Origin of the sequence: Streptomyces sp. NPDC059850 (genome assembly GCF_042731515.1) — a bacterium.
In the GTDB taxonomy this organism is placed as follows: domain Bacteria; phylum Actinomycetota; class Actinomycetes; order Streptomycetales; family Streptomycetaceae; genus Streptomyces.
Genome location: NZ_JBHWJI010000042.1, coordinates 44,393 through 67,027, shown reverse-complemented (window position 1 = coordinate 67,027; position 22,635 = coordinate 44,393). Strand labels below are relative to the sequence as shown.

Genomic DNA, 22,635 nt, shown 5'->3' with positions numbered 1-22,635 from the left:
CAACGCATCGATCCTGGCGAGCGGTTCCCGCTCGTTACAGGCTTTCGAGAGCCTTGGCGTAGTCGTTCAGGTCCCGGGCGTCGGGCAGGCCGTTGACGACCGTCCAGCGGACCACGCCCTCCTTGTCGATCACGAAGGTGCCGCGCACCGCGCAGCCCTTGTCCTCGTCGAAGACGCCGTAGGCGCGGCTGGCCTCGCCGTGCGGCCAGAAGTCCGACAGCAGCGGGTACTCCAGGCCCTCCTGCTCGGCGAAGACGCGCAGCGTGAAGGGCGAGTCATTGGAGACCGCGAGCAGCTGCACGTCGTCATTGACGAACGTCGGCAGCTCGTCGCGGAGCGCGCACAGCTCGCCGGTGCACACACCGGTGAAGGCGAACGGGTAGAAGAGCAGAACGACGTTCTTCTCGCCGCGGAAGTCGGAGAGCCGGACCGACTCGCCGTGCTGATTCTTCAGCTCGAAGTCCGGAGCCTTCGTACCGACCTCTATGGCCATGGGAGCCATCCCTTCGCATCAAAAATCGACTGATCACGCCCACCCTACGCGCCGAGCCCCCCACCGAAAGGGAACGGCGGGGGGCTCGGTTGTGGAGAGGCCTTCGGCCTCAGCGCTTGCCCGAACGGGCGGCCTTCGGAGTGACCAGGCGGCTGCCGGTCCAGTCCTTGCCCGCGTTGAAGCTCTTCGTCTGGGACAGGCCCGCGGTGGTCGCGGCCTCGTTGATGTCGCTCGGCTCGACATAGCCGTCACGGCCGGTCTTGGGCGTCAGCAGCCAGACCGGTGCGCCGTCGTCGATCATCTGGATGGCGTCCACCAGCGCGTCCGTCAGATCGCCGTCGTCCTCCCGGAACCACAGCACAACGGCATCGGCCACATCGTCGTACTCCTCGTCGACGAGCTCCTGGCCGGTGATCTCCTCGATGGACTCGCGGAGCTCCTGGTCGACATCGTCGTCGTAGCCGATCTCCTGGACCACCTGCTCGGGCTGGAAACCCAGCCTCGCGGCAGGGTTGGTCCGCTCCTCCGCGTGGTCCGCGGTCGCGCTCACGGATTGCCTCCTGTCATCTTTCGTTCACTCTTCGAGTCTGGCAGCGCCCCGCGCGCGTACGCGAAGCATTGGGGCGTAGTCCACACGGGCCGGGCGGATCGCGCAAGTACCCGGCCAGCGATCCCGCCCAAACGTTGACGTGTCGCCGCAACTCCCATCAGGGAGGAACGGCACGGAACGGCGCGCGGCTGCCCGGATTACCCCGTTATGCCCAGCTTACGTGTGTGTATCGACACCCTACGCCGCCCGGAGCCGAACGGCCGTACGCAGGTGCCCCCGGACGTGGGGTTAAGGTTGCGATTTGGCCGTCGCGACGCCGACCGCACGCCGACCGGTACCGTTCCGGCCCAGTGAGCGCCCATCTCACCAGGTGTTGGTTACCAATCGGTAGAGGTGACGTATCCCGTACCCGAGGTACACGATGGAGACCGGCGCGACAGCAGAGCACGAATCCATGTGCGTGCACAGCACGACCGAAAAGCGAAGGAATAGCGTGGCTTCCGGATCCGATCGCAACCCGATCATCATTGGCGGCCTTCCCAGCCAGGTCCCGGACTTCGATCCCGAGGAGACCCAGGAATGGCTCGACTCGCTCGACGCAGCCGTCGATGAGCGAGGCCGGGAACGTGCCCGCTACCTGATGCTTCGCCTGATCGAGCGCGCCCGCGAGAAGCGGGTGGCCGTGCCCGAGATGCGCAGCACCGATTACGTCAACACCATCGCCACCAAGGACGAGCCGTTCTTCCCCGGCAACGAGGAGATCGAGCGCAAGGTCCTGAACGCGACCCGCTGGAACGCGGCGGTGATGGTCTCCCGTGCCCAGCGCCCGGGCATCGGCGTCGGCGGCCACATCGCCACCTTCGCCTCGTCCGCCTCGCTGTACGACGTGGGCTTCAACCACTTCTTCCGCGGCAAGGACCAGGACAGCGGCGACCAGATCTTCTTCCAGGGTCACGCCTCCCCCGGTATCTACGCCCGCGCCTTTCTGCTCGACCGGCTGTCCGAGGACCACCTGGACGGATTCCGCCAGGAGAAGTCCAAGCTCGGTCACGCGCTGTCCAGCTATCCGCACCCGCGGTCGATGCCGGACTTCTGGGAGTTCCCGACCGTCTCGATGGGCCTCGGCCCGCTCGGCGCGATCTACCAGGCCCGGATGAACCGCTACATGGAGGCGCGCGGCATCGCCGACACCTCCGACTCCCATGTCTGGGCGTTCCTCGGCGACGGCGAGATGGACGAGCCCGAGTCGCTCGGCCAGCTCTCCCTGGCCGCCCGCGAGGGCCTGGACAACCTGACCTTCGTCGTCAACTGCAACCTGCAGCGGCTCGACGGCCCGGTGCGCGGGAACGGCAAGGTCATCCAGGAGCTGGAGTCGCAGTTCCGCGGCGCCGGCTGGAACGTGATCAAGCTGGTGTGGGACCGCACCTGGGACCCGCTGCTCGCCCAGGACCGCGACGGCCTCCTGGTCAACCGGCTGAACACCACGCCGGACGGTCAGTTCCAGACGTACGCCACCGAGACCGGCGCGTACATCCGCGACCACTTCTTCGGTGACGACCAGCGGCTGCGCAAGATGGTCGAGCACATGACCGACGACCAGATCCTGCACCTGGGGCGCGGCGGTCACGACCACAAGAAGATCTACGCGGCGTACTCGGCGGCCAAGGCCCACAAGGGCCAGCCGACCGTGATCCTCGCCCAGACCGTCAAGGGCTGGACGCTCGGCCCGAACTTCGAGGGCCGCAACGCGACCCACCAGATGAAGAAGCTGACGGTCGACGACCTCAAGGGCTTCCGCGACCGGCTGCACCTGCCGATCCCGGACAAGGAGCTGGAGTCCGGCGTTCCGCCGTACTACCACCCGGGCCCGGAGTCCGAGGAGATCCAGTACATGCACGACCGCCGCAAGGCGCTGGGCGGCTACGCGCCGACCCGCGTCGTGCGCGCGAAGCCGCTGCAGCTCCCCGGCGAGAAGGCCTACGCGGCGGTCAAGAAGGGCTCCGGCCAGCAGCAGATCGCCACCACCATGGCGTTCGTGCGGCTGCTGAAGGACCTCATGCGGGACAAGGAGATCGGCAAGCGCTTCGTGCCGATCGCCCCCGACGAGTACCGCACCTTCGGCATGGACTCGCTCTTCCCGTCGGCCAAGATCTACAACCCGCTGGGCCAGCAGTACGAGTCGGTCGACCGTGAGCTGCTGCTCGCCTACAAGGAGTCGCCGACCGGGCAGATGCTGCACGACGGCATCTCCGAGGCGGGCTGTACGGCCTCGCTGATCGCGGCCGGTTCGGCGTACGCCACGCATGGCGAGCCGCTGATCCCGGTCTACGTCTTCTACTCGATGTTCGGCTTCCAGCGCACCGGCGACCAGTTCTGGCAGATGGCCGACCAGCTGGCACGCGGTTTCGTCCTGGGCGCGACCGCCGGTCGTACGACCCTGACCGGTGAGGGCCTCCAGCACGCGGACGGCCACTCCCAGCTGCTGGCCTCGACCAACCCGGCCGTCGTCGCGTACGACCCGGCGTTCGGCTTCGAGATCGCCCACATCGTGCAGGACGGTCTGCGGCGGATGTACGGCGAGAACAGTGAGGACGTCTTCTACTACCTCACCGTCTACAACGAGCCGACCCGCCACCCGGCCGAGCCCGAGAACGTCGACCGCGAGGGCATCCTCAAGGGCCTGCACCGCTTCCGGCAGGGCGAGTCGGGCACCCACCCGGCCCAGATCCTCGCCTCCGGCGTCGCGGTCCCTTGGGCCCTGGAGGCCCAGCGGATGCTGGCCGAGGACTGGGACGTCCGCGCCGACGTCTGGTCCGCCACCTCCTGGAACGAGCTGCGCCGCGACGCGGTGGAGACCGAGGAGCACAACCTGCTCCACCCGGAGGAGGAGCAGCGCGTCCCCTTCGTCACCCGCAAGCTCGCCGACGCGCAGGGCCCGAAGGTCGCCGTCTCCGACTGGATGCGCGCGGTCCCGGACCAGATCGCCCGCTGGGTCCCCGGCACGTACCAGTCGCTCGGCGCCGACGGCTTCGGCTTCGCCGACACGCGCGGCGCGGCCCGGCGCTTCTTCCACATCGACGCCGAGTCGATCGTGCTGGGTGTGCTGACGGAACTGGCCAGGGAGGGCAAGGTCGACCGCTCGCTCCTGAAGCAGGCCATCGACCGCTACCAGCTCCTGGACGTAACGGCAGCCGACCCCGGCCCCGCAGGCGGCGACGCCTAACCGCCACCCGACGGCGACATCCGAAGCGCCGGGGGCTGGACAACTTCCAGCCCCCGGCGCTTTCGCATTCCCGCACCCATCCAGCCGGTTGGCGCCCTTTCCGGACGATCCGGAGGCCGGTGGCAAGGCCCTCGCCCGGGCCGCTAGCAGCTCCGCGGCGCGCGGGAGCGGGTGCGTGCGTGCCGGGGCCCTTGTTCCCCACCCCGCCCCTTCCCGATACCAGGGGCCAGCCCCTGGACCCCGCCTGTTGGTGGCCAGGGCCAATCCCGGGCCTTCCGGCTATCGCCCGGACCGGCGGGGACGGGGCTGGGTGCGCGCCCCGGGCGGCTTCGGCTTGCCGGGACGCGGGCCCCCCGCCAGGCGGCACGCCGGATCACGGGACGCCGGATCGCGGGACGCCGGATCGCGGGACGCCGGATCGCGGGACCGGGAGCCGACCCCGGCCCCGCGGGCGGCCACGCCCAACCGCCACCGCTACCCGGCGTTTTGCCGTCCCGCGGCGCCGGGGCCGATCCCCTGGCCCCGCCAGGTCCCCGGCTGTCCGGGGACTGGCCCCTGGTATCGAACACCGGCGGCCCCGGCGACAAACCCAGCCCCACCCAGCACGCACCCACCCGGAGCGAGAAGCACGGGGTCCAGGGACTGACCCCTGAAATCGAACACCGGCGGCCCCGGCGACAAACCCAGCCCCACCCAGCACGCACCCGCCCGGAGCGGGAAGCGCGGGGTCCAGGGGCTGGCCCCTGGTATCGGGAAGGGGCGGGGTGGGGAAGAGTGCCCGGCCCCGCCCCGCCGGGTCAGCGCTCCCAGATCTTGAAGGCTCGTACCTGGTAGGCCGTTTCGGGGGTCCAGGAGCCGGTTGGGTAGGTGCGGTATTCGCCGGTCTCGGCGCATTCCGCGCTCTGGTAGGCCGTCACGGGCCGCCCCGTGCGGTTGGCCAGGGACGCCGCCGAGGCGCCGCGTGGCAGGGGGACGCAGCTCTCGATGTCGGTGTCGGCCAGTTCGTGGACCTGGCGCGCCCCCGTGAACGCCGCCTTGTGCCAGAGGCACAGCTGCCCGGTGGCGCAGCTTCCGAGCCGGGGTCCGGGGGCCGCGGAGACGGTGGCGGCAGGGGTCAGGGCACAGGCCAGGGCGAGGGTCGCCGTGGCCAGGATGGTCTTGCGGATCTTGCGCATGTGGATCACTCCCCGTGTGGAACAGACGAAACGGGAGCCAGCCTGTCGGCCGGCTCCCGTTCGCACCACGGGGTCGATCAAGGTCCACCCGAATAGGGGGCTTGACCCTGAGGGTCGGTCGCGGGGTCAGATGTGGACGCCCCCGCCACCCGCTTCCGCGTTCTCACCGCGCTTGGTGAACACCGCGACCAGCGCCGCGACCGCCGAGACGACGGCGGCGACGGTGAAGGCGAGGCCCATCCCCGACACGAACGTGTCATGCGTGACGCTCGTGATCTTCCCGACGATCTCCGCCGGAGCCTTCGGGGGCACCGGCGGCATGCCGACCGCGACCGCGTCGCCCGCCTGGGACGCCTGGTCCCCGCGCAGCGGCGGCAGCCCGGCCTTGGCCCACTTGTCCGGCAGGGTGTCGTCCACCTTGCCCGCCATGACCGCGCCGAGTACGGCCGTACCGAGACTGCCGCCGACCTGCATGGCGGCCTGCTGGAGGCCGCCCGCGACACCGGCGTGCTCGATCGGCGCGTTGCCGACGATGACCTCGGTGGCACCGACCATCACGGGGCCGAGGCCGAAGCCGAGGAGGGCGAACCAGATGGACATCTCCAGCGTGCCGGTGCCGACCTCCAGCTGGGAGAGCCCGAACATGGAGACGGCGGTCAGCGCCATGGACGCCACCAGCGGCCCGCGCGGCCCGAACTTGGTGATCAGCCCGCCGGCGATCGGCGAGGAGACGATCATCGTGGCGGTCAGCGGCAGCAGATGCAGACCGCTGTCGACCGGGGACATGCCGTGCACGTTCTGCAGGTAGAAGGTGACGAAGAACAGCCCGCCCATGAAGCCGAAGGCCATGAGCACCATCAGCACGGTCCCCGCCGTCAGCGGCACCGAGCGGAAGATGGACATCGGCAGCAGCGGCTCGCGGGTCTTGTTCTCCCAGAGCACGAACACCACGAAGAGGGCGACCGCGGCGCCGAGGAACATCAGCGTCTTGGCGCTTCCCCACTGCCAGTCGGTGGCCTTGATGAGGGCCCAGATCAGGCAGAACATGGCTCCGGACAGCAGCACGATGCCGGGGACGTCGAAGGACCTCGGCGCGTTCTCGGCCCGGTGGTCCACCAGGATGATCAGTCCGAGAACGAGGGCGAGGATGCCCACGGGCAGGTTGATGAAGAAGACGGACTGCCAGTTGACGTGCTCGACGAGCAGCCCGCCGACGATGGGTCCGGCGGCGGTGGAGGCGCCGATCACGGCGCCCCAGATACCGATCGCCATGTTGAGTTTCTCGGTGGGGAAGGTGGCCCGCAGCAGGCCGAGCGCCGCGGGCATCAGCAGCGCGCCGCACAGGCCCTGCAGCACCCGGAAGCCGACGACCAGCGCCACATCGCTCGAGAAGCCGATCGCGGCGGAGGAGACCGCGAAGCCCACGACGCCGATGAGGAAGGTCTGCCGGTGGCCGAATCGGTCACCCAACTTGCCCGCGGTGATCAGTGCGACCGCGAGGGCCAGGAGATAGCCGTTGGTGATCCACTGGACGTCGGCGAGCGAGGCGCCGAGGTCCTTCTGGATGGCCGGGTTGGCGATGGCGACGATCGTGCCGTCGAGGGCGACCATCGTCACACCGATCGCGACGGTGAGGAGCGTCAGCCAGGGATGTCCTCGCAGCCCCTTCGGGGGATCCGGTATAGGAGGTTCCGGCGCCGCATCGGCGACGGTGGTCTCAGACGTCATGCTCGGAGGCTAATGTCAGCGTCTGACAATTGACAAACTGATTCATCAGCTGGTCTCTGTCGTGTTGGCCACAGGTAAGGTGGCCTGCCGAAAAGCGATAGAAAGCGAGCACGAGAGGTGACAGCGGACGAGGCGGTGGCACCACCACCGACCGGACTGCGCGAACGCAAGAAGCAGCGGACCCGCGGCGCCCTGGTGCGCTCGGCACTGGTTCTGTTCACCTGTCAGGGGTACGACCACACGACGGTGGACGAGATCGCGGAGTCGGTGGACGTCTCGCAGCGCACGTTCTTCCGCTACTTCGCCAACAAGGAGCAAGTGGCCTTCGCCACCCAGGACTCGGCGGAGTCGCACTTCTTCGCCGCGCTGTGCGCGCGCCCCGCCCACGAGGCCCCGCTGGCCGCCCTGCGCAACGCGGTGCTCGACGCGTGGGGCAGCATCGGGGACACCCTGGAGGAGCTGGTTCCGGCCGAACTCCACATGCGGATGTACCGGGTGATCGAGTCGACGCCCGCGCTGCTCGCCGTCCATCTGCGCCGCACCGCGGAGTTGGAGGAGCGGATCGCCTCGGAGATCGCCCGCCGCGAGGGCCTCGACGTTTCGGTCGATCCCCGGCCGCGGCTGCTGACCGCGATGTTCGGCGGCGTGATCCAGATCGCGGGGAAGCTGTGGGGACAGGGCGACGACGACTCCACGGACGCCCTGCGGGATATCACCGCGTTTCACCTGGACCATGTGGGTCCGGCCCTCGCCAGGAACTGGCGCACCGGACAGTAAAACCGACAAGAGTCACTTAAGGCATCAAATCCGACATAAGCTTCCGTCATTTCCATGCCCTCAAACGTGATGTAGGTCACGGCATTTGGCACCTGTGGGCGCGCTTCTCCTAGGGTGTCCCGCGGTGACTTCCTTCTCGGAGCTAGGTTCTCCCTCCCCCGGTTCCACCGCCTGGCGCGCTCTGCTCGCCCTGGCGGTGGTGTTCGTCCTGCTCGCCACCACCGGCTGGACGGCCATACGGAGCCACAGAGGAGCCTCGGACCCGCTCTCCGCGTCGGTCAGCGCCTGGCGCCACGGCAGCCTCGGCGGCCACGCCCTGCCCGACCCGTACGCGTCGCCGCGCTTCCTCGGCCGCTGGCTGGATTCGCTCACCAAGGCCCAGCGCGACCGTCTCGTCCACCGCTATCCGCTGGTCGTCGGCAACCTCAACGGCGCTCCGGCCCAGCTGCGCTACCGCGCCAACCGGATCGCGCTGACCCAGGCCCGGGACATCGAGCGGCGCCGGATGCACAGCGGCGAGCTGACGCCGCTCGGGCGCCATGACGCCGGGCGGCGGATGCACCGGTACGAGGACCTGCTGAGCGGGCAGCGGCAGATCCTGTCGTTCGACCCCTCGGGCCCCGGCCGGGCCGCCGAGGTCTTCGGTGACCTCGCCCAGGCGCGCCGGGTCTCGGTCGTCGTCCCCGGGGTGGACACCAACATCCTGACCTTCCAGAAGTCCGACCGCCCGTACACCGCCACGGTCGGCATGGCCCGTGCGCTCTATCACAACGAGCGCGCCCAGGCCCCGGACACCAAGACGGCCGTGATCGCCTGGGCCGACTACACCTCACCGGCCGGGATCGGCATGGACGCGGCCACCGGCAAGCTCGCCGCGCAGGGCGCGCTGCGGCTGCGGGCGCTCGTGGGCGGGCTGCCCGAGGCGGCCCGCGTCTCGCTGATGTGCCACAGCTACGGCTCGGTGGTGTGCGGGGTCGCCGCCCGCGACCTGCCGTCCAGCGTCACCGACATCGCGGTGGCCGGGAGCCCCGGCATGCGCGCCGACCGCGCCTCGGACCTGGGCTCCGGCCGCCGGGTGTGGGCGATGCGGGACTCCGGCGACTGGATCCAGGACATCCCGCACCTGGAGGTCGGCGGCCTCGGCCACGGCGCCGATCCGCTCTCCTCCGGCTTCGGGGCCCGCGTGCTGTCGGCCGCCGGGGCCCAGGGACACGCCGGGTACTTCAACCCCGGCACCACCAGCCTGGACAACTTCGCCCGGGTCGGGGTCGGCCGGATCAAGAACGTGAGCTGCGGGGACGGTGCCGCGTGCACCGAAGGACTGAGCTGACCCGCGGAACCGGCACGTACTGGCATTCGACTAGACGTTTGACGCGCGTAGCGCTCAAGGGGGGACGGGCGGGCCACCGCCGCATACGATGAGCCGCATGGGTGATGTGCTGGCCGGTTTTCAGACCGTCTGGGAGTTCGACACCGACTCCGTGCTCATCCGCTTCGAACGGGGGATCCGCACGCCGAAGCTGCTGCAGGCGCTCGGCGAACGACACATCCCTTACGAAGCGCTGTCCGCGGTCGATCTCACTCCCGGTAAACGCGGAACGGTGGTGCTGCGCGCGGTGCCCAGACCGGGCGCCGATCCGCTGATGGACGTCGCCGACGGACAGCTTCGGGAGGGGTACGACCCGTACCGCCTGGTGCTGCCCGCCGAGCGCGCGTCCCTCGCCGAGTACTACGCCGAGGAGATCCGCGGCGTGCTCGGCCCCGGCGCGGGCGCCGTCGAGTCCCATCTGGTGGCGGCGCCCCCGCCGCCGCTGTCCTTCAAGGCGTACGACGGCAAGGCCTCCTTCGACGGCAAGGCGGTGTCGTTCCGCTGGTTCTGGACCGGCGCGTCCTCGACGAAGTGGAAGGCCGGGGACCAGCGGTTCCGGATCGACGAGCTGGCCGGGGTGGAGTGGCGCTCGCCGGAGAACCGGGGCTCGGGCGGCGCGGCCGCGAAGGCCTCGGGCGCGGCACCGGCGGAGGACGCGGAGGAGCGGGGGCCGGACGGGCAGGGCCCGGCGGCCGCGAAGACCGCCGGAGCCAGGACCTCCGGTGCCAAGGGCTCCGGTTCAAGGACCTCCGGTGCCAAGGGCTCCGGCTCCCGGGGCTCGGCTCCCAAGGGCGGCGGCTACGGCCATCTGCGGCTGGTGCCGCGCGGCGCCGAGGACGAGCCCGCGGGCCGCCCCGACCACGACCCTGCGGCCGTGGTGTTCGGGATGGGCTACGGGCTCGTCCACGAGTCCCTGCCGTTCGCCGCCGCCGTACTGGAGGCCGTACGGGCGTCCGCCCCCGCGCCCGGTGTCGAGGGCGCCCCGGCACCGGCCCGCTCCACGGCCCCGGCGCGCCGCGACCCGGCCGACATCGCCGACCGCATCCGCCACCTCGGCGAGCTGCACACGGCGGGGCTGCTGACGGACGAGGAGTTCAGCGCGAAGAAGGCGGAGCTGCTGGCGGAGCTGTAGCCGAGACGGAGCTGTAGGCGAGGGGCACCCCTACCCAGGTATGAGCGCCAAGTGGGCTCTCAGGTATGACGTGCGCGAGAGGCGCCGACTCTACGCTGAGGCGACCATGTCCTCACCGTCGACCTTCTCCACCGCCGCCTCCGCGTCCACGGCGTCCACCGCCTCCAGCGCGCACGAGAGCCTGCCCGCGGCCGCCCGGCGGCAGGTGAGCGCCCTCGCCCGGGGCCTGGTGACGCCCAGCTATCCGGCGACCCCGCTGCTCGCGCGGTCCACCCGGCGCTGGCGGCGGAGGGTGCCGTACGCCGTCGCGCTGATCCTCGTCGCCATCCTGGTCCCGGTCGGCGCCCGCTTTCTGATCGATACCTACGGGGTGAACAGCGGTCTCGCCACCCTGCTCGGGGTCGCCCAGGCCACGCCGCTGCTGCTGGCGGTCACCCGCCCGCTCCAGGCGTGGTGGATCGTCCTGCTCGCCGATGTGACGACCGCCCTGGTGGTGCTGGGCGGCACCTCCGACCAACTCTGGCCGTGGCAGCCGCCCGCCATCATCGGCTACCTCTTCCTCCTCTTCGCCCTCGCACTGCGCGAACCGCGCCGCACTCTGGTGGCGGTGTGGCTGGTCACCGGCGGTGCCGGGCTCGTCCTCGGCATGGTGTGGCAGAGCAAGAGCGACGGCAGCAATGTGCTGCTGTTCGTGCTCAGCGGTGTGGTGCTGCTGGTCGGCGGCGCGCTGCGGGAGCGCGGCGACGTCCAGCGGCGGCTGGCCGAGCAGGAGACCATCAGTGAGGCCGAGCGGGCCCACCGCACGCTGCTGGAGGAGCGCGCCCGGATCGCCCGCGAGCTGCACGACGTGGTCGCCCACCACATGTCGGTGATCACCGTGCAGGCGGACAGCGCGCCCTATCGGATCGGCGGGCTGCCGCCCGAGGCGGAGGCGGAGTTCGGCACCATAGCCGCCACCGCCCGCGAGTCCCTCGCCGAGATGCGGCGGCTGCTGGGCGTGCTGCGCAGCGAGGAGACGCGCGGCGAGCGCACCCCGCAGCCGGGGCTGCGGCAGGTGCCGCAGCTGGTCGAGGCGACGGTGCGGGCCGGGATACCCACCGAGCTGTCCATCGCCGAGGACGTGGCGGGGCTCGGCCCGCTGCCGCAGGCCGTGGACCTGTCCGCGTACCGGATCGTGCAGGAGGCGCTGGCCAACGTCGTCCGGCACGCCCCGGGCGCCGCCACCCGCGTATCGGTGTCGGCGGCCGAGGGCGGCTCCGGGCTGACCCTGCTCATCGTCAACGGCCCCCAGGCCGGGGCCCCGGCCAAACCCCTGGAGACCAGCGGCACCGGCCACGGTCTGGTGGGGATGGTCGAGCGCGTCCGCCTCGTCGAGGGCATGCTCGACACCGGTCCGCTGCCGGACGGCGGCTTCCGGGTGGCGGCCCGGCTCCCCCTCGTCGACCTGGAAGACAAGGACACATGACCATCCGCGTGATCATCGTCGACGACCAGGCCATGGTCCGCGCGGGCTTCGCCGCGCTGCTCGCCGCGCAGAGCGATATCGACGTGGTCGGCGAGGCCCCGGACGGCCGCCAGGGGGTGGACGTCAGCCGCAACACCCACCCGGACGTCGTCCTGATGGACGTCCGCATGCCCGAGATGGACGGCCTGGAGGCCGCCCGCCAGCTCCTCGAACCACCGCGCGGGGTGACCCACCGTCCGAAGGTGCTCATGCTCACCACCTTCGACGTGGACGACTACGTCTACGAGGCGCTGCGCGCCGGGGCCAGCGGCTTCCTCCTCAAGGACGCCCCACCGGCCGACCTGATCTCCGCGGTCCGCGTCGTCGCGGCGGGCGAAGCCCTCCTCGCCCCGTCCGTCACCCGCCGCCTGATAGCCGAATTCGCCCGCCAGCGCCCGGCCCCCCGCCGCAGCACCTCGCTCCTCCGCCGCAGCGGCCTCACCCCACGGGAGACGGAGGTCCTGGAACTGATCGCCCGGGGCCTGTCCAACCAGGAGATAGCGGAGTCCCTGATCCTCGCCGAACAGACGGTCAAAACCCACATAGGCCGAGTCCTCGCCAAACTCGGCCTGCGCGACCGCGCCCAAGCGGTGATCTTCGCCTACGAGTCGGGCCTGGTGACCCCGGGCAGCGGCTGACTAGTCGCGGTGCCTTGGGACGCCCCGCGCCCCAGGACGACCCCCCGCCCCGCGAAGAACCGCCCGAGATCCGCCCAGGGCACCCGGTGGTACTCCTGGGAACGCCCCGGGAACCCGGAGGGATTGTGCAGCAGGACGCCCTCGGGCCCGGACCCCACCGCGAGCACCAGATGCCCGCCCCGCTGCGGGGGCTCCGGGTCGAGCGTACGGATCGAATGGTGCACCGACAGCATCACGAGCCGCCCCCGGGCCACCTCGGCCCCGATGTCCCCGGCCGCCAATTCGGGCCGCGACCGGGCGTACAGACCCCAGCGCCGGACGACCCAGTCGGCGAACGGAGCGTAGATCAGCCCCTTGACGGTGGTCTCGCCGGTCCGCACGTACGCGCCCGCGTCGAGGGCGTCGCGCAGCAGCGGGATCGACGGCGGCACGGGATGCCCGAAGTGGTCCAGCGCCATGCGCAGACAGGCCATGCCACAGATGCGCGCCGCCCAGAACCCGTACTCCTCCCGGCTCCCGGCCCCGCTCTTCTGCCACAGCGGATCATCGGCCGCCGCCCGGGCGCCCGTCACGAACTCGGGCACGAGATCAGCGGATTCCCACTGCGCGTAGTAGGGCACGTGATGCGTCGTCGAAGAGGCGGCGGTCATGGCCACAGTCTGCACGCCTGGCGGGGATCGGTCGCGCCAGCGCTGACGGTCCGGGGGATGCGGGACTGCGGCGGCGGCCATCGAAGCCGCTGCGGCTCGTCCGTCCGCGGTGGCGGCCGCCGACCGGCCCGGCGCCGCCCTCGCCGACGCCGACTGGGCGGCGTACCTCTTGACGATCGACGCCCGCCCGGCCGGTCTCGCGCTGGTGCGGGCCCGACATCCGGTGCCACGGCGGCCGGAGTTGGCGCCCGACGCAAGGATCTCCTTCGACGACCGCTGACCGGGCGGGGCCCGGGCACCCCCTACCCCGGTATGACATCCGATGTGGCACCGGGGGTTGACGCCCCGCCATGCGTCCGCTCCGTACGTTTCCCTCCGCCACCCACCGGAAGAGGGAAACCGCGGCCATGTCCCAGACGCTACGCCCCAGGCACTATGCCCGACGCCTGATCACGGCGGCGCTCACCATCACCGTCATGGCGGGAACGGCCGGGTGGACCGTGGCGCACGAGGAGCAGGCCGTCACGGGGCCGCCGCCCGGGACCGCGCGGTGGCTCGCCGATCACTCCTCGGGCGGGCGCGAGCTGCCGGACCCGGGCCGCGTGTCGCCCGCCCGCATCGCCCGGTTCTTCGACGGGCTCGGCGACGCCCAGCGGCAGGCGCTGGTCATCCGGCACCCCGGGGTCGTGGGCAACCTCGACGGGGCGCCGATCGCGCTGCGTTACGCGGCCAACGCGCGGGCCATCCGGGCCGCGCGGGACGCGGAGCGGCGGGCGGATCCGGGCAGCGCGCTGGCCGAGCGGTACGACGCGCTGCTCGCGCCCGGGCGGCAGATCCTGGCCTTCGATCCGCGCGGACGCGGACAGGTCGCCGAGGTGTACGGGGACCTGTCGACGGCGCAGCGCACGGCGGTCGTCGTACCGGGGTCGGACATCGACCTGGCCGACTTCGACCGTACGCACGACCGGTACGGCGCCCCCGCCGGGATGGCGAAGTCCCTGCGGGCGCAGCTGGCCCGGGACGCGCCGGGGACCCGTACCGCCGTGGTGGCGTGGGTGGGGTACACCACCCCGGTCGGGCTCGGGCCGGACGCGGCGACCGACCGGCTGGCGAAGGCGGGCGCGCCACGGCTGGACCGCTTCCTGGCGGGGCTGTCGGTGACCACGGCGGGGACCGCCGACGCGCCGCCCGCCGTGTTCTGCCACAGCTACGGTTCGGTCGTGTGCGGCGCGGCCGCGTCCGGGATGGACCGCACCCGGGTGTCCGACCTGGTGGCGTTCGGCAGCCCCGGCATGGGCGTGGACGACGCCGAGGAGCTGGGCACGGAGGCGCGGGTGTGGGCGGCGCGGGACGGCTCCGACTGGATACGGCGCGTGACCGGGTACGACTTCATGGGGCTGGGCCACGGCGAGGACCCCACCGCCTCCGCCTTCGGCGCCCGCGTCGTGTCCGCCGACCGGGCCGACGGCCACACCGGCTACTTCGCGCCGGGCACGGACTCGTTGCGCAACTTCGCGCGGATCGTCCTCGGGGACTTCGGGGCGGTGCGGTGCGGTGACGCCGAACGGCACGAGGACTGCCGTCATGACCTCATATGACGCCGTGTGTGCGGCGCGGGCCGACGACGCCTGCTGACCGATACGGGCCTACGTACCCTCCGGCAGCCCCCGCCCGGTGGCGTAAATGTTGATCTTGTAGTCGAGGACGTCGAGCGTGCTCTCCAGCTCGGCGATCCGTTCCCGGACGTTCGCGCGGTGCGCGGTCAGCAGGTCCTCGCGTTCGGCGTAGGTGTGCGCGCCCTCCCGTACCAGCTCGGCGTAGCGGACCATGTCCGCCACCGGCATTCCGGTCAGCCGCAGCTTGCCGACGAGGTCGAGCCAGTCGAGGTCGCGGTTGGTGAAGCGGCGCTGGCCGGTGTGGGTGCGGTCCACGTGCGGCATCAGCCCGATCCGCTCGTACCAGCGCAGGGTGTGCGCCGTGAGCCCGGTGTGCGCGGCGACCTCGCTGATCGTGTACCGGTCCTGGCCGGTCGGCCGGGGATGCGGGCGGCGGCCCACGCACGCCCGCGGCCTCGCCAGCGCCGGAGCCGGCTCCAGGTCCTGCTTCCGCTTCCGGTCCTGCTCCTGCGCTTCCTGCTCCATCACGGTCATGCCGTCGCACCCTCTCGCCGTCGTCGATGGGCAAAGCCCCTCGACCATCTCAACGCTAGCGACTTGGAGTGCACTCCAAGCAAGCGCGGATTTGGTGGAATCTTGGCCGGCGATAGGCTCGGGCCCATGGAGAGCCTGCGGATGATCGAGAACTGGCCGGTCCCGACGGCGGCAGCGGCCGTCGTACGCGCGGACGGCACCGTGGCCGGATCCCATGGCCCGGTCGGCCACAGATTTCCGCTGGCCTCGGTGACCAAGCCGCTCGCCGCGTACGCGGCGCTGGTCGCGGTCGAGGAGGGCGCGGTCGAGCTGGACGAGGCGGCCGGGCCCGAGGGCGCCACGGTACGCCACCTGCTCGCGCACACCTCCGGGCTCGCCTTCGACGAGCACCGGGTGGTCGCCGCGCCCGGCGATCGGCGGCTGTACTCCAACGCCGGGTTCGAGGTCCTCGGCGATCACATCGCCAAGGCCACGGACATCCCGTTCGGGGAGTATCTGCGCCAGGCGGTCCTGGAGCCGCTGGGCATGACCGCGACCGAGCTGAACGGCTCGCCCGCCAAGGACGCCGTCTCGACCGTCGAGGACCTCGTACGCTTCGCCGCCGAGCTGCAGGCGCCACGGCTGCTGGCGGCCGGGACGGTGGCGGAGGCGACGGCCGTGGTGTACCCGGGGCTGACCGGGGTGCTGCCGGGGTACGGGCACCAGAAGCCGAACGACTGGGGCCTCGGCTTCGAGATACGCGACGCGAAGTCGCCCCACTGGACGGGGGCTTCGTCCTCCCCCCGCACCTTCGGACACTTCGGCCAGTCCGGGACGTTCGTGTGGGTGGACCCGGAGGCGCGGGCGGCATGCGTCGCCCTCACGGACCGGGCGTTCGGCCCGTGGGCGATCGAGGTCTGGCCCGCGTTCACCGACGCGGTGCTGGCGGAGCTGTAGCCCCCCGGCGAACAAACACCACCCGTGCCTTCCTGGCCGCTCAGGCCAGGAAGCGCCGCGGTGGCACCTCGGGAGGGCTCGCGGCATGAGGGTCGCCGAAGGCCCTCGCGAACCTCTCGAACGAGCTTCTGATGTGATCGGCCATGGCCTCCTCGGCCGCGTCCGGCTCGCACCGGCTGATCGCCGCGCTGATCCGCCGGTGCTCGACCACGGTGTTGGCCGTGTCGATCTCCTCGGGGTAGAGGCGGAAGGTGTGCAGATGACAGTGGGTCTGCTCGTACGTCTGCTCCACCACTGAGTTGCCCGACGCCGTGATGACGGCCGCGTGGAACGCGGCGTCGTGCGCCACCAGCTCCTGACGGACGTCCTTGACATCCTTGACGCCCTTGACGTCCGGATCGGAATTCTTCTTCTCCCGCCCGGCCAGCACGCCCTCGAAGTCGTCCAGCCGCCGGCCGAGCGCGGCCCCCGGGTTGGTCAGCCGGTCCACCGCCGCCGTCCGTGCCGCCCACGGTTCGACCAGCAGGCGGAACTCGAACAGCGCGCGCAGACCGGGCAGGTCCAGCAGCGGTGTCGTGCTGTAGCCGCGCCCCGGCTGGTAAGTGATCAGGTTGTCGCCCTCCAGGCGCTGCAGCGCCTCGCGCACCGGCGTCTGCGAAACACCCAGGTCACGCGCGAGAGCCACGATATTGATCTTGGTGTCGGGCGGGATCTCGCCCCCGATGATCAAGGAGCGCAGCCGGGCGTACACCTCGGTCGTCGACGGCTTGGCCGGTGTCTTCGGTGGCACGCACACCTCGTCAGTCAGGGCGGGGAAACGTCTGCTTCGCGATCGTAACCCTGCGTCGCACCCCCGTCCGAGCCGGTCACCGCGCGCATCTCGACTCAACGGAACCCTTGACTCCGTATAGCATCGACCCTAAGTCTATAGAGATCCGTCGGACCCTATATGCATCAGCGTCGATGTCGGAGGCCGGTCCTATGACTTCCCCTCGCGTCCAACCCGCCGCCCGGTCGGCGGCCGCGACCTCGCCCAGAGCCGTCGGCCGCACGCGCTGGCTCATCATCTGGCTCGCGTTCGCCGGGCTGACGATCAACTACCTCGACCGCTCCAGCCTGAGCGTCGCGCTGCCGTTCATGGGCGAGGACTTCCACATGTCCAGCACCCAGCAGGGCTTCGTCTTCGCCGCGTTCTTCTGGGCCTACGACTTCTTCCAGCTCGCGGCGGGCTGGTACGTCGACAAGGTCGGCCCCCGGCGCTCCTTCACCATCGCGGCCATCTGCTGGTCGGTCTTCACCATGGCGACCGCGCTGGCCAGGGGCTTCTGGAGCCTCATCACGGTCCGGTTCCTGCTGGGCGTCGGGGAGAGCCCCGCGCCGAGCACAGCGGCGAAGGTCGTCGCCACGTGGTTCCCGGTACGGGAGCGGGCGTTCGCCACCAGCGTCTGGGACTCCGGCTCGCGCGTCGGGGCCGTGATCGCGCTGCCGATCGTGACGCTGATCGTGGCCGTCACCTCGTGGCACACGGTGTTCATCGTGATCGGCTGTCTCGGTCTGCTCTGGGCGCTGGTGTGGTGGAAGGTGTACCGCGCTCCACGGGACCACCCGTCCTGTACGGAGGCGGAGGCGGACTACATCGAGTCCGGCGGTGCCCGCGCGGCGGCGAACGACGACGAGGCCGCGGCCGCCCTGTCGTGGCGGTCACTGTTCCGGTACCGCGCCGTGCTCAGCATGATGTTCGGCTTCTTCTGCCTGAACAGCGTGATCTATTTCTTCATCACCTTCTTCCCCAGCTATCTGGTCACCGAGCGGGACTTCGACCTGTTGGAGCTGGGCTTCTTCGGCGCCGTTCCGGGCATCTGCGCCGTCGTCTTCGGCTGGCTCGGGGGCCTCGCCGCCGACCGGGCGGTCCGGCGCGGACACACCGTCAATCGGGTCCGGAAGGTGACGATCGTCGGGGGCCTGGTCGGCGGGTCGGTCATCATGGTCGCCGCCCTCGTGCCCGAGGCGTGGATGGCCCTGGTGCTGCTGTCCGTCGCGTACTCCAGCCTGACGATCGCGGGCACCGGCATCTGGTCGCTCCCGGCCGACATCGCGCCCAGCTCCCGGCACGTGGGGATGCTCGGCGGCATCCAGAACTTCGCCTCCAACTTCGCCGGGATCCTGACCCCCATCCTCGTCGGGGTGCTGGTGGACCACACCGGCTCCTTCGTCGCCCCGCTCATGGTGATCGGCTGCCTGGCGCTGCTCGGGGCCCTCAACTACCTCGTCCTGCTCGGCCGGGTCCAGCCCCTCCGGGTGAAGACCTCATGACCCACTCACCTTCTGACGCATCAAGGAGCACGATGACCGCGATCACCGCCGTGGACGTCCTCGACGTCCGCTTCCCCACCTCGGTGACGGCCGACGGGTCCGACGCGATGAACAAGGACGGCGACTACTCGGCGACGTACGTCGTCCTGCACACCGACGACCCGGAACTCAAGGGCTACGGGTTCACGTTCACCATCGGCCGGGGCAACGACCTGTGCGTGGCCGCCGCCGAGCAGCGCGCCCGGCCGCTTCTCGGGCGCGGCGTCGAGGACATCACCTCCGACCTCGGCGGCATCTACCGCGAGCTGCAGTCCGACTCGCAGCTGCGGTGGCTCGGCCCCGAGAAGGGCGTCGTCCACCTCGCCCTCGCGGCGGTCATGAACGCGGTCTGGGACCTCGCCGCCCGCCGGGCCGGGCTCCCGCTGTGGAAGCTGCTGGCGACGATGACACCCGCCGAACTCGTCGACGCCGCCGACATGCGCTACCTGTCCGACGTCCTGCCTCGCGAGGAGGCGATCGACCTCCTCACCCGCAAGGCCGGTACGCGCGAGGAGCGCATCGCGCAGCTGGAGAAGACGGGCTACCCCTCGTACACCACCTCCGCCGGATGGCTCGGCTACTCCGACGACAAACTGCGGACGCTGTGCCAGGAGGCCGTCGACGCGGGATACCGCCATGTGAAGCTGAAGGTCGGCGGAAATCTGGAAGACGACATGCGGCGGTGTGCCATCGCCCGCGAGGTCATCGGCGACAGCGCCCATCTGATGATCGACGCCAACCAGGTCTGGGACGTCCCGGAGGCCATCGACTGGGTCGGCGCGCTCGCCGAGTTCAAGCCGCTGTGGATCGAGGAGCCCACCAGCCCCGACGACATCCTCGGGCACGCCCGGGTGCGCGAGGCGGTGGCGCCGATCGGGGTGGCCACCGGGGAGCACGGCATGAACCGGGTGCTGTTCAAGCAGCTCTTCCAGGCCGAGGCGATCGACTACTGCCAGCTGGACGCCTGTCGCCTCGGCAGTGTCAACGAGGTGCTGGCCGTGCTGTTCATGGCGGCGAAGTTCGGTGTACCGGTGTGCCCACACGCGGGCGGCGTGGGGCTGTGCGAACTCGTCCAGCACCTTTCGGTGTTCGACTTCGTGGCCGTCTCGGGGAGCCTCGACGGCCGGGTCACGGAGTTCGTCGACCACCTCCACGAGCACTTCACCGACCCCTGCGTCGTGCGCGACGGCGCGTACGTCCTGCCCGACCGGCCGGGCTACAGCGCCCGCATGTACGAGGCGTCGCTGGCCGAGTACGCCTTCCCCGACGGCTCGTACTGGGCCGGACGCTCCGCCTGACGCACACGACCACCACGACGCGACACGACACGACGACACGTTCGAAGGGCTCGCAACGCATGCACGCAGCACGGTACGTCGGCAACAACACCATCGCCGTCGCCGAGGTCCCGGTGGCCCCGCCCCCGGCGGGCCAGGTCCAGCTGGACGTGGCCTACACCGGGATCTGCGGCACGGACCTGCACCTCCTGCACGGCGCCATGGACGCCCGGGTCACCCTCCCGGCCGTGATCGGCCACGAGATGTCCGGGCGCATCGCCGCCGTCGGCGAGGGCGTGACGGGCTGGGCGGCCGGCGACCCGGTCACCGTCATGCCGCTCGCCTGGTGCGGCGCGTGCCCGGCCTGTGCCGCCGGCCACCAGCACATCTGCCAGAACCTGGACTTCATCGGCATCGACTCGCCGGGGTCGCTGCAAAACCGGTGGAATGTCCCCCAGGAGGTGCTGGTGCGGCTGCCCGCCTCCCTCCCCCTCGACCGGGCGGCGCTCGTGGAGCCCGTGGCCGTGTCAGTGCACGACGTACGGCGGGCGGACGTCCGGCCGGGTGAGAAGGCCGTGGTCGTCGGGGGCGGTCCCATCGGCGTCCTGATCGCGGTCGCGGCGCGGCACGCCGGGGCCGAGGTGGTCGTGGCGGAGGTGGACTCCGAGCGCCGGGCCATGGTCGCCGGTCTCGGGTTCGCCGTGCTCGACCCCGGCACCGGCGACCTTCCCGCCCGGGTCGCGGAGTGGACCGCGGGGGCGGGCGCGGACGTGGTGTTCGAGGTCTCCGGGGCCGCGCCCGCCGTGCTCGGCGCCACCGCGCTGGCGCGGGTGCGCGGCCGCCTGGTCATCGTCGCGATCCACCCCCAGCCGCGTCCGGTGGACCTGAAGCAGATCTTCTGGCGCGAGCTGACCGTGCTGGGCGCGCGCGTCTACGAGCGGCAGGACTTCGAGACGGCCGTGACGATGCTGGCCGACGGCGTCGTACCGGCCGACCGGCTCATCACCGGCACCGTGCCCCTGACGCGCGTGGCGGACGCGTTCGAGCAGCTGTCCGCGGGCCAGGCCATGAAGGTCCTCGTCGACTGCCAGGAGGGGGCGTGATGGCGGTGAACCCCTTCGACCTGACCGGCAAGCTCGCCGTGGTCACCGGTGCCAAGCGCGGCATCGGCAAGGCGATGGCGGAGGCCCTTGCCGCGGCGGGGGCGGACGTCATCGGGGTGAGCGCCACGCTCGAACCCGAGGGCAGCGCGGTGGAGGCGGCCGTCCGTTCCCACGGGCGGACGTTCACCGCACGCCGGGTCGACTTCGCCGACCGTACGGCGGTACGCGCGCTCGGCGCGGAACTCGCCGCCTGGGAGCGGCCCGTGGACATCCTGGTGAACAACGCGGGGACGATCCGGCGGGCCCCGGCCGCCGACCACCCGGACGAGCTGTGGGACCAGGTCATCGAGGTCGACCTGAGCGCCCAGTTCGTGCTGACGCGCGAGGTGGGGCGGGCCATGATGGCGAACGGCGTCCGGGGGAAGGTCATTTTCACGGCGTCCCTGCTGAGCTTCCAGGGCGGCATCACCGTCCCCGGCTACGCGGCGGCGAAGTCCGGCGTGGCCGGGCTGACCAAGGCGCTGGCCAACGAATGGGCGGCGCGGGGAATCGGTGTCAACGCCATCGCCCCGGGTTACATCGCCACCGACAACACCCAGGCGCTCCGCGACGACAGCGAGCGGTCCCGCGCGATCCTGGAGCGGATCCCGGCCGGTCGGTGGGGGCGGCCCGAGGACATCGCCGGGGCGACGGTGTTCCTCGCCAGTGCCGCGTCGGACTACGTCTCGGGCACCGTGCTGCCGGTCGACGGGGGCTGGCTGGGCCGCTGACCGCGTACGGAGCCGGTGTACCGCTAGCCGTACACCGGCTCCGCGCGCATCTCCCACACCAGCAGCTCCGCCGCCCCCACCGCGCGCGCCTCCACATCCCGGGCGTCCGTGACGCGGGCCGCGTCGCCCGGCGCGAGCGTCTCGTCACCCACGCGCACCTCACCGCGCACCACGTGGGCGTACGCCCACGGCGCGTCCGGGAGCGCGGTGCGTTCGCCGTCGGCCAGGCGGCGTACGTGGAGCACCGCCTCGGCACGGGCCAGGGCGTACGGGGTGCCGTCGGCGATGCCGCGGACGACCTCGTACTCGGGCTCGGCGCCGACCGCGCCGGAGGCCAGCCACATCTGGACGAAGGTGAGCGGCGCCCCGGACTCGTTGCGCTCGGAGTGGCGCACACCGCCACCCGCGCTGAGCCGCTGGACGTCGCCGGGGCGGATCACGGTGCGGTGGCCGGTGGAGTCCTCGTGGGTGAGTTCGCCCTCGACGACCCAGGTCACGATCTCCAGATCGCGGTGGGGGTGTTCGGCGAAGCCCGCGCCGGGGGCGAGACGCTCCTCGTTGCAGGCGACGAGGAGCCCGAACCGCACGTTGTCCGGGTCGTAGTGTCCAGAGAAGGAAAAGGCGTGGCGCGTCTCGACGCCCGCTCCGTCCCCGCCCCGATACCGTGCACCGGACCGCTGTACCCACATCATCCGGTCCACGGTAGTGCGCCCCGGACCGGACCGCTCCCGCCCCGTCCCTACCCCCGCGTATACCCCCGCGTAGCCTCCCGCCCCCAGCGTTCACCATCCGATAAGGCAGTCTTGTC

The 22,635-nt window shown here is 71.3% G+C and carries 21 protein-coding genes; 13 read left to right on the top strand and 8 right to left on the bottom strand.

Features of this window, described 5'->3' with window-relative positions:
- Window positions 1-34 precede the first annotated feature (34 nt).
- Both ACFV9T_RS29390 and ACFV9T_RS29385 read right to left on the bottom strand, forming a co-directional pair.
- A complete protein-coding gene (locus ACFV9T_RS29390; protein ID WP_385445448.1) occupies window positions 35-493 on the bottom strand; it encodes a peroxiredoxin in 459 nt (152 codons plus the stop codon).
- 109 nt (window positions 494-602) lie between these two features.
- Window positions 603-1,043 (bottom strand): DUF3052 domain-containing protein, encoded by a 441-nt coding sequence (locus ACFV9T_RS29385; RefSeq protein ID WP_014060347.1) that lies wholly within the window; start codon window positions 1,041-1,043, stop codon window positions 603-605.
- A gap of 493 nt (window positions 1,044-1,536) precedes the next feature.
- On the opposite strand from ACFV9T_RS29385, the gene aceE reads away from it, so the two are divergent.
- Window positions 1,537-4,266, top strand: a complete 2,730-nt coding sequence (aceE, locus tag ACFV9T_RS29380; protein ID WP_385445447.1) for a pyruvate dehydrogenase (acetyl-transferring), homodimeric type — start codon at window positions 1,537-1,539, stop codon at window positions 4,264-4,266.
- 797 nt (window positions 4,267-5,063) lie between these two features.
- Here aceE and ACFV9T_RS29375 read toward each other — a convergent pair.
- Together ACFV9T_RS29375 and ACFV9T_RS29370 are read right to left on the bottom strand one after the other, a co-directional pair.
- Window positions 5,064-5,441: a peptidase inhibitor family I36 protein gene (locus ACFV9T_RS29375; RefSeq protein WP_385445446.1), complete on the bottom strand. Its 378-nt coding sequence runs from the start codon at window positions 5,439-5,441 to the stop codon at window positions 5,064-5,066.
- 126 nt (window positions 5,442-5,567) lie between these two features.
- Window positions 5,568-7,169: an MFS transporter gene (locus ACFV9T_RS29370; protein WP_385445445.1), complete on the bottom strand. Its 1,602-nt coding sequence runs from the start codon at window positions 7,167-7,169 to the stop codon at window positions 5,568-5,570.
- A 117-nt stretch (window positions 7,170-7,286) separates the two neighbouring features.
- On the opposite strand from ACFV9T_RS29370, the gene ACFV9T_RS29365 reads away from it, so the two are divergent.
- From ACFV9T_RS29365 to ACFV9T_RS29345, 5 genes are all read left to right on the top strand, one after another.
- Window positions 7,287-7,946 carry a TetR family transcriptional regulator gene (locus ACFV9T_RS29365; RefSeq protein ID WP_385445444.1) on the top strand — a complete coding sequence of 220 codons (660 nt, stop codon included), beginning with the start codon at window positions 7,287-7,289 and terminating at the stop codon, window positions 7,944-7,946.
- 124 nt (window positions 7,947-8,070) lie between these two features.
- Window positions 8,071-9,276: an alpha/beta hydrolase gene (locus tag ACFV9T_RS29360; protein WP_385445443.1), complete on the top strand. Its 1,206-nt coding sequence runs from the start codon at window positions 8,071-8,073 to the stop codon at window positions 9,274-9,276.
- A gap of 97 nt (window positions 9,277-9,373) precedes the next feature.
- A complete protein-coding gene (locus ACFV9T_RS29355) occupies window positions 9,374-10,447 on the top strand; it encodes a DUF4429 domain-containing protein (protein ID WP_385445442.1) in 1,074 nt (357 codons plus the stop codon).
- 106 nt (window positions 10,448-10,553) lie between these two features.
- Entirely contained in the window at window positions 10,554-11,912 is a 1,359-nt protein-coding gene (locus tag ACFV9T_RS29350) for a sensor histidine kinase (protein ID WP_385445441.1), read from the top strand.
- Window positions 11,909-12,589: a response regulator gene (locus ACFV9T_RS29345; RefSeq protein WP_385445440.1), complete on the top strand. Its 681-nt coding sequence runs from the start codon at window positions 11,909-11,911 to the stop codon at window positions 12,587-12,589. Before ACFV9T_RS29350 ends, ACFV9T_RS29345 begins: the two co-directional genes overlap by 4 nt.
- Here ACFV9T_RS29345 and ACFV9T_RS29340 read toward each other — a convergent pair.
- The gene (locus ACFV9T_RS29340; protein ID WP_385445439.1) at window positions 12,553-13,239 is read right to left on the bottom strand and encodes a C39 family peptidase; all 687 of its coding nucleotides are present in this window, start codon (window positions 13,237-13,239) and stop codon (window positions 12,553-12,555) included. The two genes, ACFV9T_RS29345 and ACFV9T_RS29340, sit on opposite strands and share 37 nt — an antisense overlap.
- 109 nt (window positions 13,240-13,348) lie before the next feature.
- Between ACFV9T_RS29340 and ACFV9T_RS29335 the strand changes: the two genes are divergently transcribed.
- Both ACFV9T_RS29335 and ACFV9T_RS29330 read left to right on the top strand, forming a co-directional pair.
- Window positions 13,349-13,519, top strand: a complete 171-nt coding sequence (locus tag ACFV9T_RS29335) for a hypothetical protein (RefSeq protein WP_385445438.1) — start codon at window positions 13,349-13,351, stop codon at window positions 13,517-13,519.
- A gap of 127 nt (window positions 13,520-13,646) precedes the next feature.
- The gene (locus ACFV9T_RS29330; RefSeq protein WP_385445437.1) at window positions 13,647-14,837 is read left to right on the top strand and encodes an alpha/beta hydrolase; all 1,191 of its coding nucleotides are present in this window, start codon (window positions 13,647-13,649) and stop codon (window positions 14,835-14,837) included.
- A 48-nt stretch (window positions 14,838-14,885) separates the two neighbouring features.
- On the opposite strand, the gene ACFV9T_RS29325 is transcribed toward ACFV9T_RS29330, so the two are convergent.
- A complete protein-coding gene (locus tag ACFV9T_RS29325; RefSeq protein ID WP_385445436.1) occupies window positions 14,886-15,389 on the bottom strand; it encodes a MerR family transcriptional regulator in 504 nt (167 codons plus the stop codon).
- Between the two features lie 126 nt (window positions 15,390-15,515).
- Between ACFV9T_RS29325 and ACFV9T_RS29320 the strand changes: the two genes are divergently transcribed.
- Entirely contained in the window at window positions 15,516-16,325 is an 810-nt protein-coding gene (locus tag ACFV9T_RS29320; protein WP_385445435.1) for a serine hydrolase domain-containing protein, read from the top strand.
- 40 nt (window positions 16,326-16,365) lie between these two features.
- On the opposite strand, the gene ACFV9T_RS29315 is transcribed toward ACFV9T_RS29320, so the two are convergent.
- Window positions 16,366-17,115: a GntR family transcriptional regulator gene (locus tag ACFV9T_RS29315; RefSeq protein WP_385445434.1), complete on the bottom strand. Its 750-nt coding sequence runs from the start codon at window positions 17,113-17,115 to the stop codon at window positions 16,366-16,368.
- Window positions 17,116-17,306: 191 nt separating this feature from the next.
- On the opposite strand from ACFV9T_RS29315, the gene ACFV9T_RS29310 reads away from it, so the two are divergent.
- The 4 genes from ACFV9T_RS29310 to ACFV9T_RS29295 are packed head-to-tail and all read left to right on the top strand — an operon-like array spanning window position 17,307 to window position 21,827.
- Window positions 17,307-18,638, top strand: coding sequence for an MFS transporter (locus ACFV9T_RS29310; RefSeq protein WP_385445433.1), 1,332 nt, complete (start codon window positions 17,307-17,309; stop codon window positions 18,636-18,638).
- A 32-nt stretch (window positions 18,639-18,670) separates the two neighbouring features.
- Window positions 18,671-19,975, top strand: coding sequence for an L-fuconate dehydratase (locus tag ACFV9T_RS29305; protein WP_385445432.1), 1,305 nt, complete (start codon window positions 18,671-18,673; stop codon window positions 19,973-19,975).
- 59 nt (window positions 19,976-20,034) lie between these two features.
- Entirely contained in the window at window positions 20,035-21,057 is a 1,023-nt protein-coding gene (locus ACFV9T_RS29300; RefSeq protein ID WP_385445431.1) for a zinc-binding dehydrogenase, read from the top strand.
- Window positions 21,058-21,062: 5 nt separating this feature from the next.
- Window positions 21,063-21,827 (top strand): SDR family oxidoreductase, encoded by a 765-nt coding sequence (locus ACFV9T_RS29295; protein WP_385445477.1) that lies wholly within the window; start codon window positions 21,063-21,065, stop codon window positions 21,825-21,827.
- A 23-nt stretch (window positions 21,828-21,850) separates the two neighbouring features.
- Here ACFV9T_RS29295 and ACFV9T_RS29290 read toward each other — a convergent pair whose 3' ends face one another.
- Window positions 21,851-22,516, bottom strand: coding sequence for a pirin family protein (locus tag ACFV9T_RS29290; protein WP_385445476.1), 666 nt, complete (start codon window positions 22,514-22,516; stop codon window positions 21,851-21,853).
- Window positions 22,517-22,635: the final 119 nt, after the last annotated feature.

Bases quoted from the DNA above. Each gene is read 5' to 3' on its own strand.
- ACFV9T_RS29390 (WP_385445448.1), bottom strand. From the start codon at position 493: ATGGCCATAGAGGTCGGTACGAAGGCTCCGGACTTCGAGCTGAAGAAT.
- ACFV9T_RS29375 (WP_385445446.1), bottom strand. From the start codon at position 5,441: ATGCGCAAGATCCGCAAGACCATCCTGGCCACGGCGACCCTCGCCCTG.
- ACFV9T_RS29370 (WP_385445445.1), bottom strand. From the start codon at position 7,169: ATGACGTCTGAGACCACCGTCGCCGATGCGGCGCCGGAACCTCCTATA.
- ACFV9T_RS29355 (WP_385445442.1), top strand. From the start codon at position 9,374: ATGGGTGATGTGCTGGCCGGTTTTCAGACCGTCTGGGAGTTCGACACC.
- ACFV9T_RS29350 (WP_385445441.1), top strand. From the start codon at position 10,554: ATGTCCTCACCGTCGACCTTCTCCACCGCCGCCTCCGCGTCCACGGCG.
- ACFV9T_RS29345 (WP_385445440.1), top strand. From the start codon at position 11,909: ATGACCATCCGCGTGATCATCGTCGACGACCAGGCCATGGTCCGCGCG.
- ACFV9T_RS29340 (WP_385445439.1), bottom strand. From the start codon at position 13,239: ATGACCGCCGCCTCTTCGACGACGCATCACGTGCCCTACTACGCGCAG.
- ACFV9T_RS29330 (WP_385445437.1), top strand. From the start codon at position 13,647: ATGTCCCAGACGCTACGCCCCAGGCACTATGCCCGACGCCTGATCACG.
- ACFV9T_RS29325 (WP_385445436.1), bottom strand. From the start codon at position 15,389: ATGACCGTGATGGAGCAGGAAGCGCAGGAGCAGGACCGGAAGCGGAAG.
- ACFV9T_RS29320 (WP_385445435.1), top strand. From the start codon at position 15,516: ATGGAGAGCCTGCGGATGATCGAGAACTGGCCGGTCCCGACGGCGGCA.
- ACFV9T_RS29310 (WP_385445433.1), top strand. From the start codon at position 17,307: ATGACTTCCCCTCGCGTCCAACCCGCCGCCCGGTCGGCGGCCGCGACC.
- ACFV9T_RS29305 (WP_385445432.1), top strand. From the start codon at position 18,671: ATGACCGCGATCACCGCCGTGGACGTCCTCGACGTCCGCTTCCCCACC.
- ACFV9T_RS29300 (WP_385445431.1), top strand. From the start codon at position 20,035: ATGCACGCAGCACGGTACGTCGGCAACAACACCATCGCCGTCGCCGAG.
- ACFV9T_RS29290 (WP_385445476.1), bottom strand. From the start codon at position 22,516: ATGTGGGTACAGCGGTCCGGTGCACGGTATCGGGGCGGGGACGGAGCG.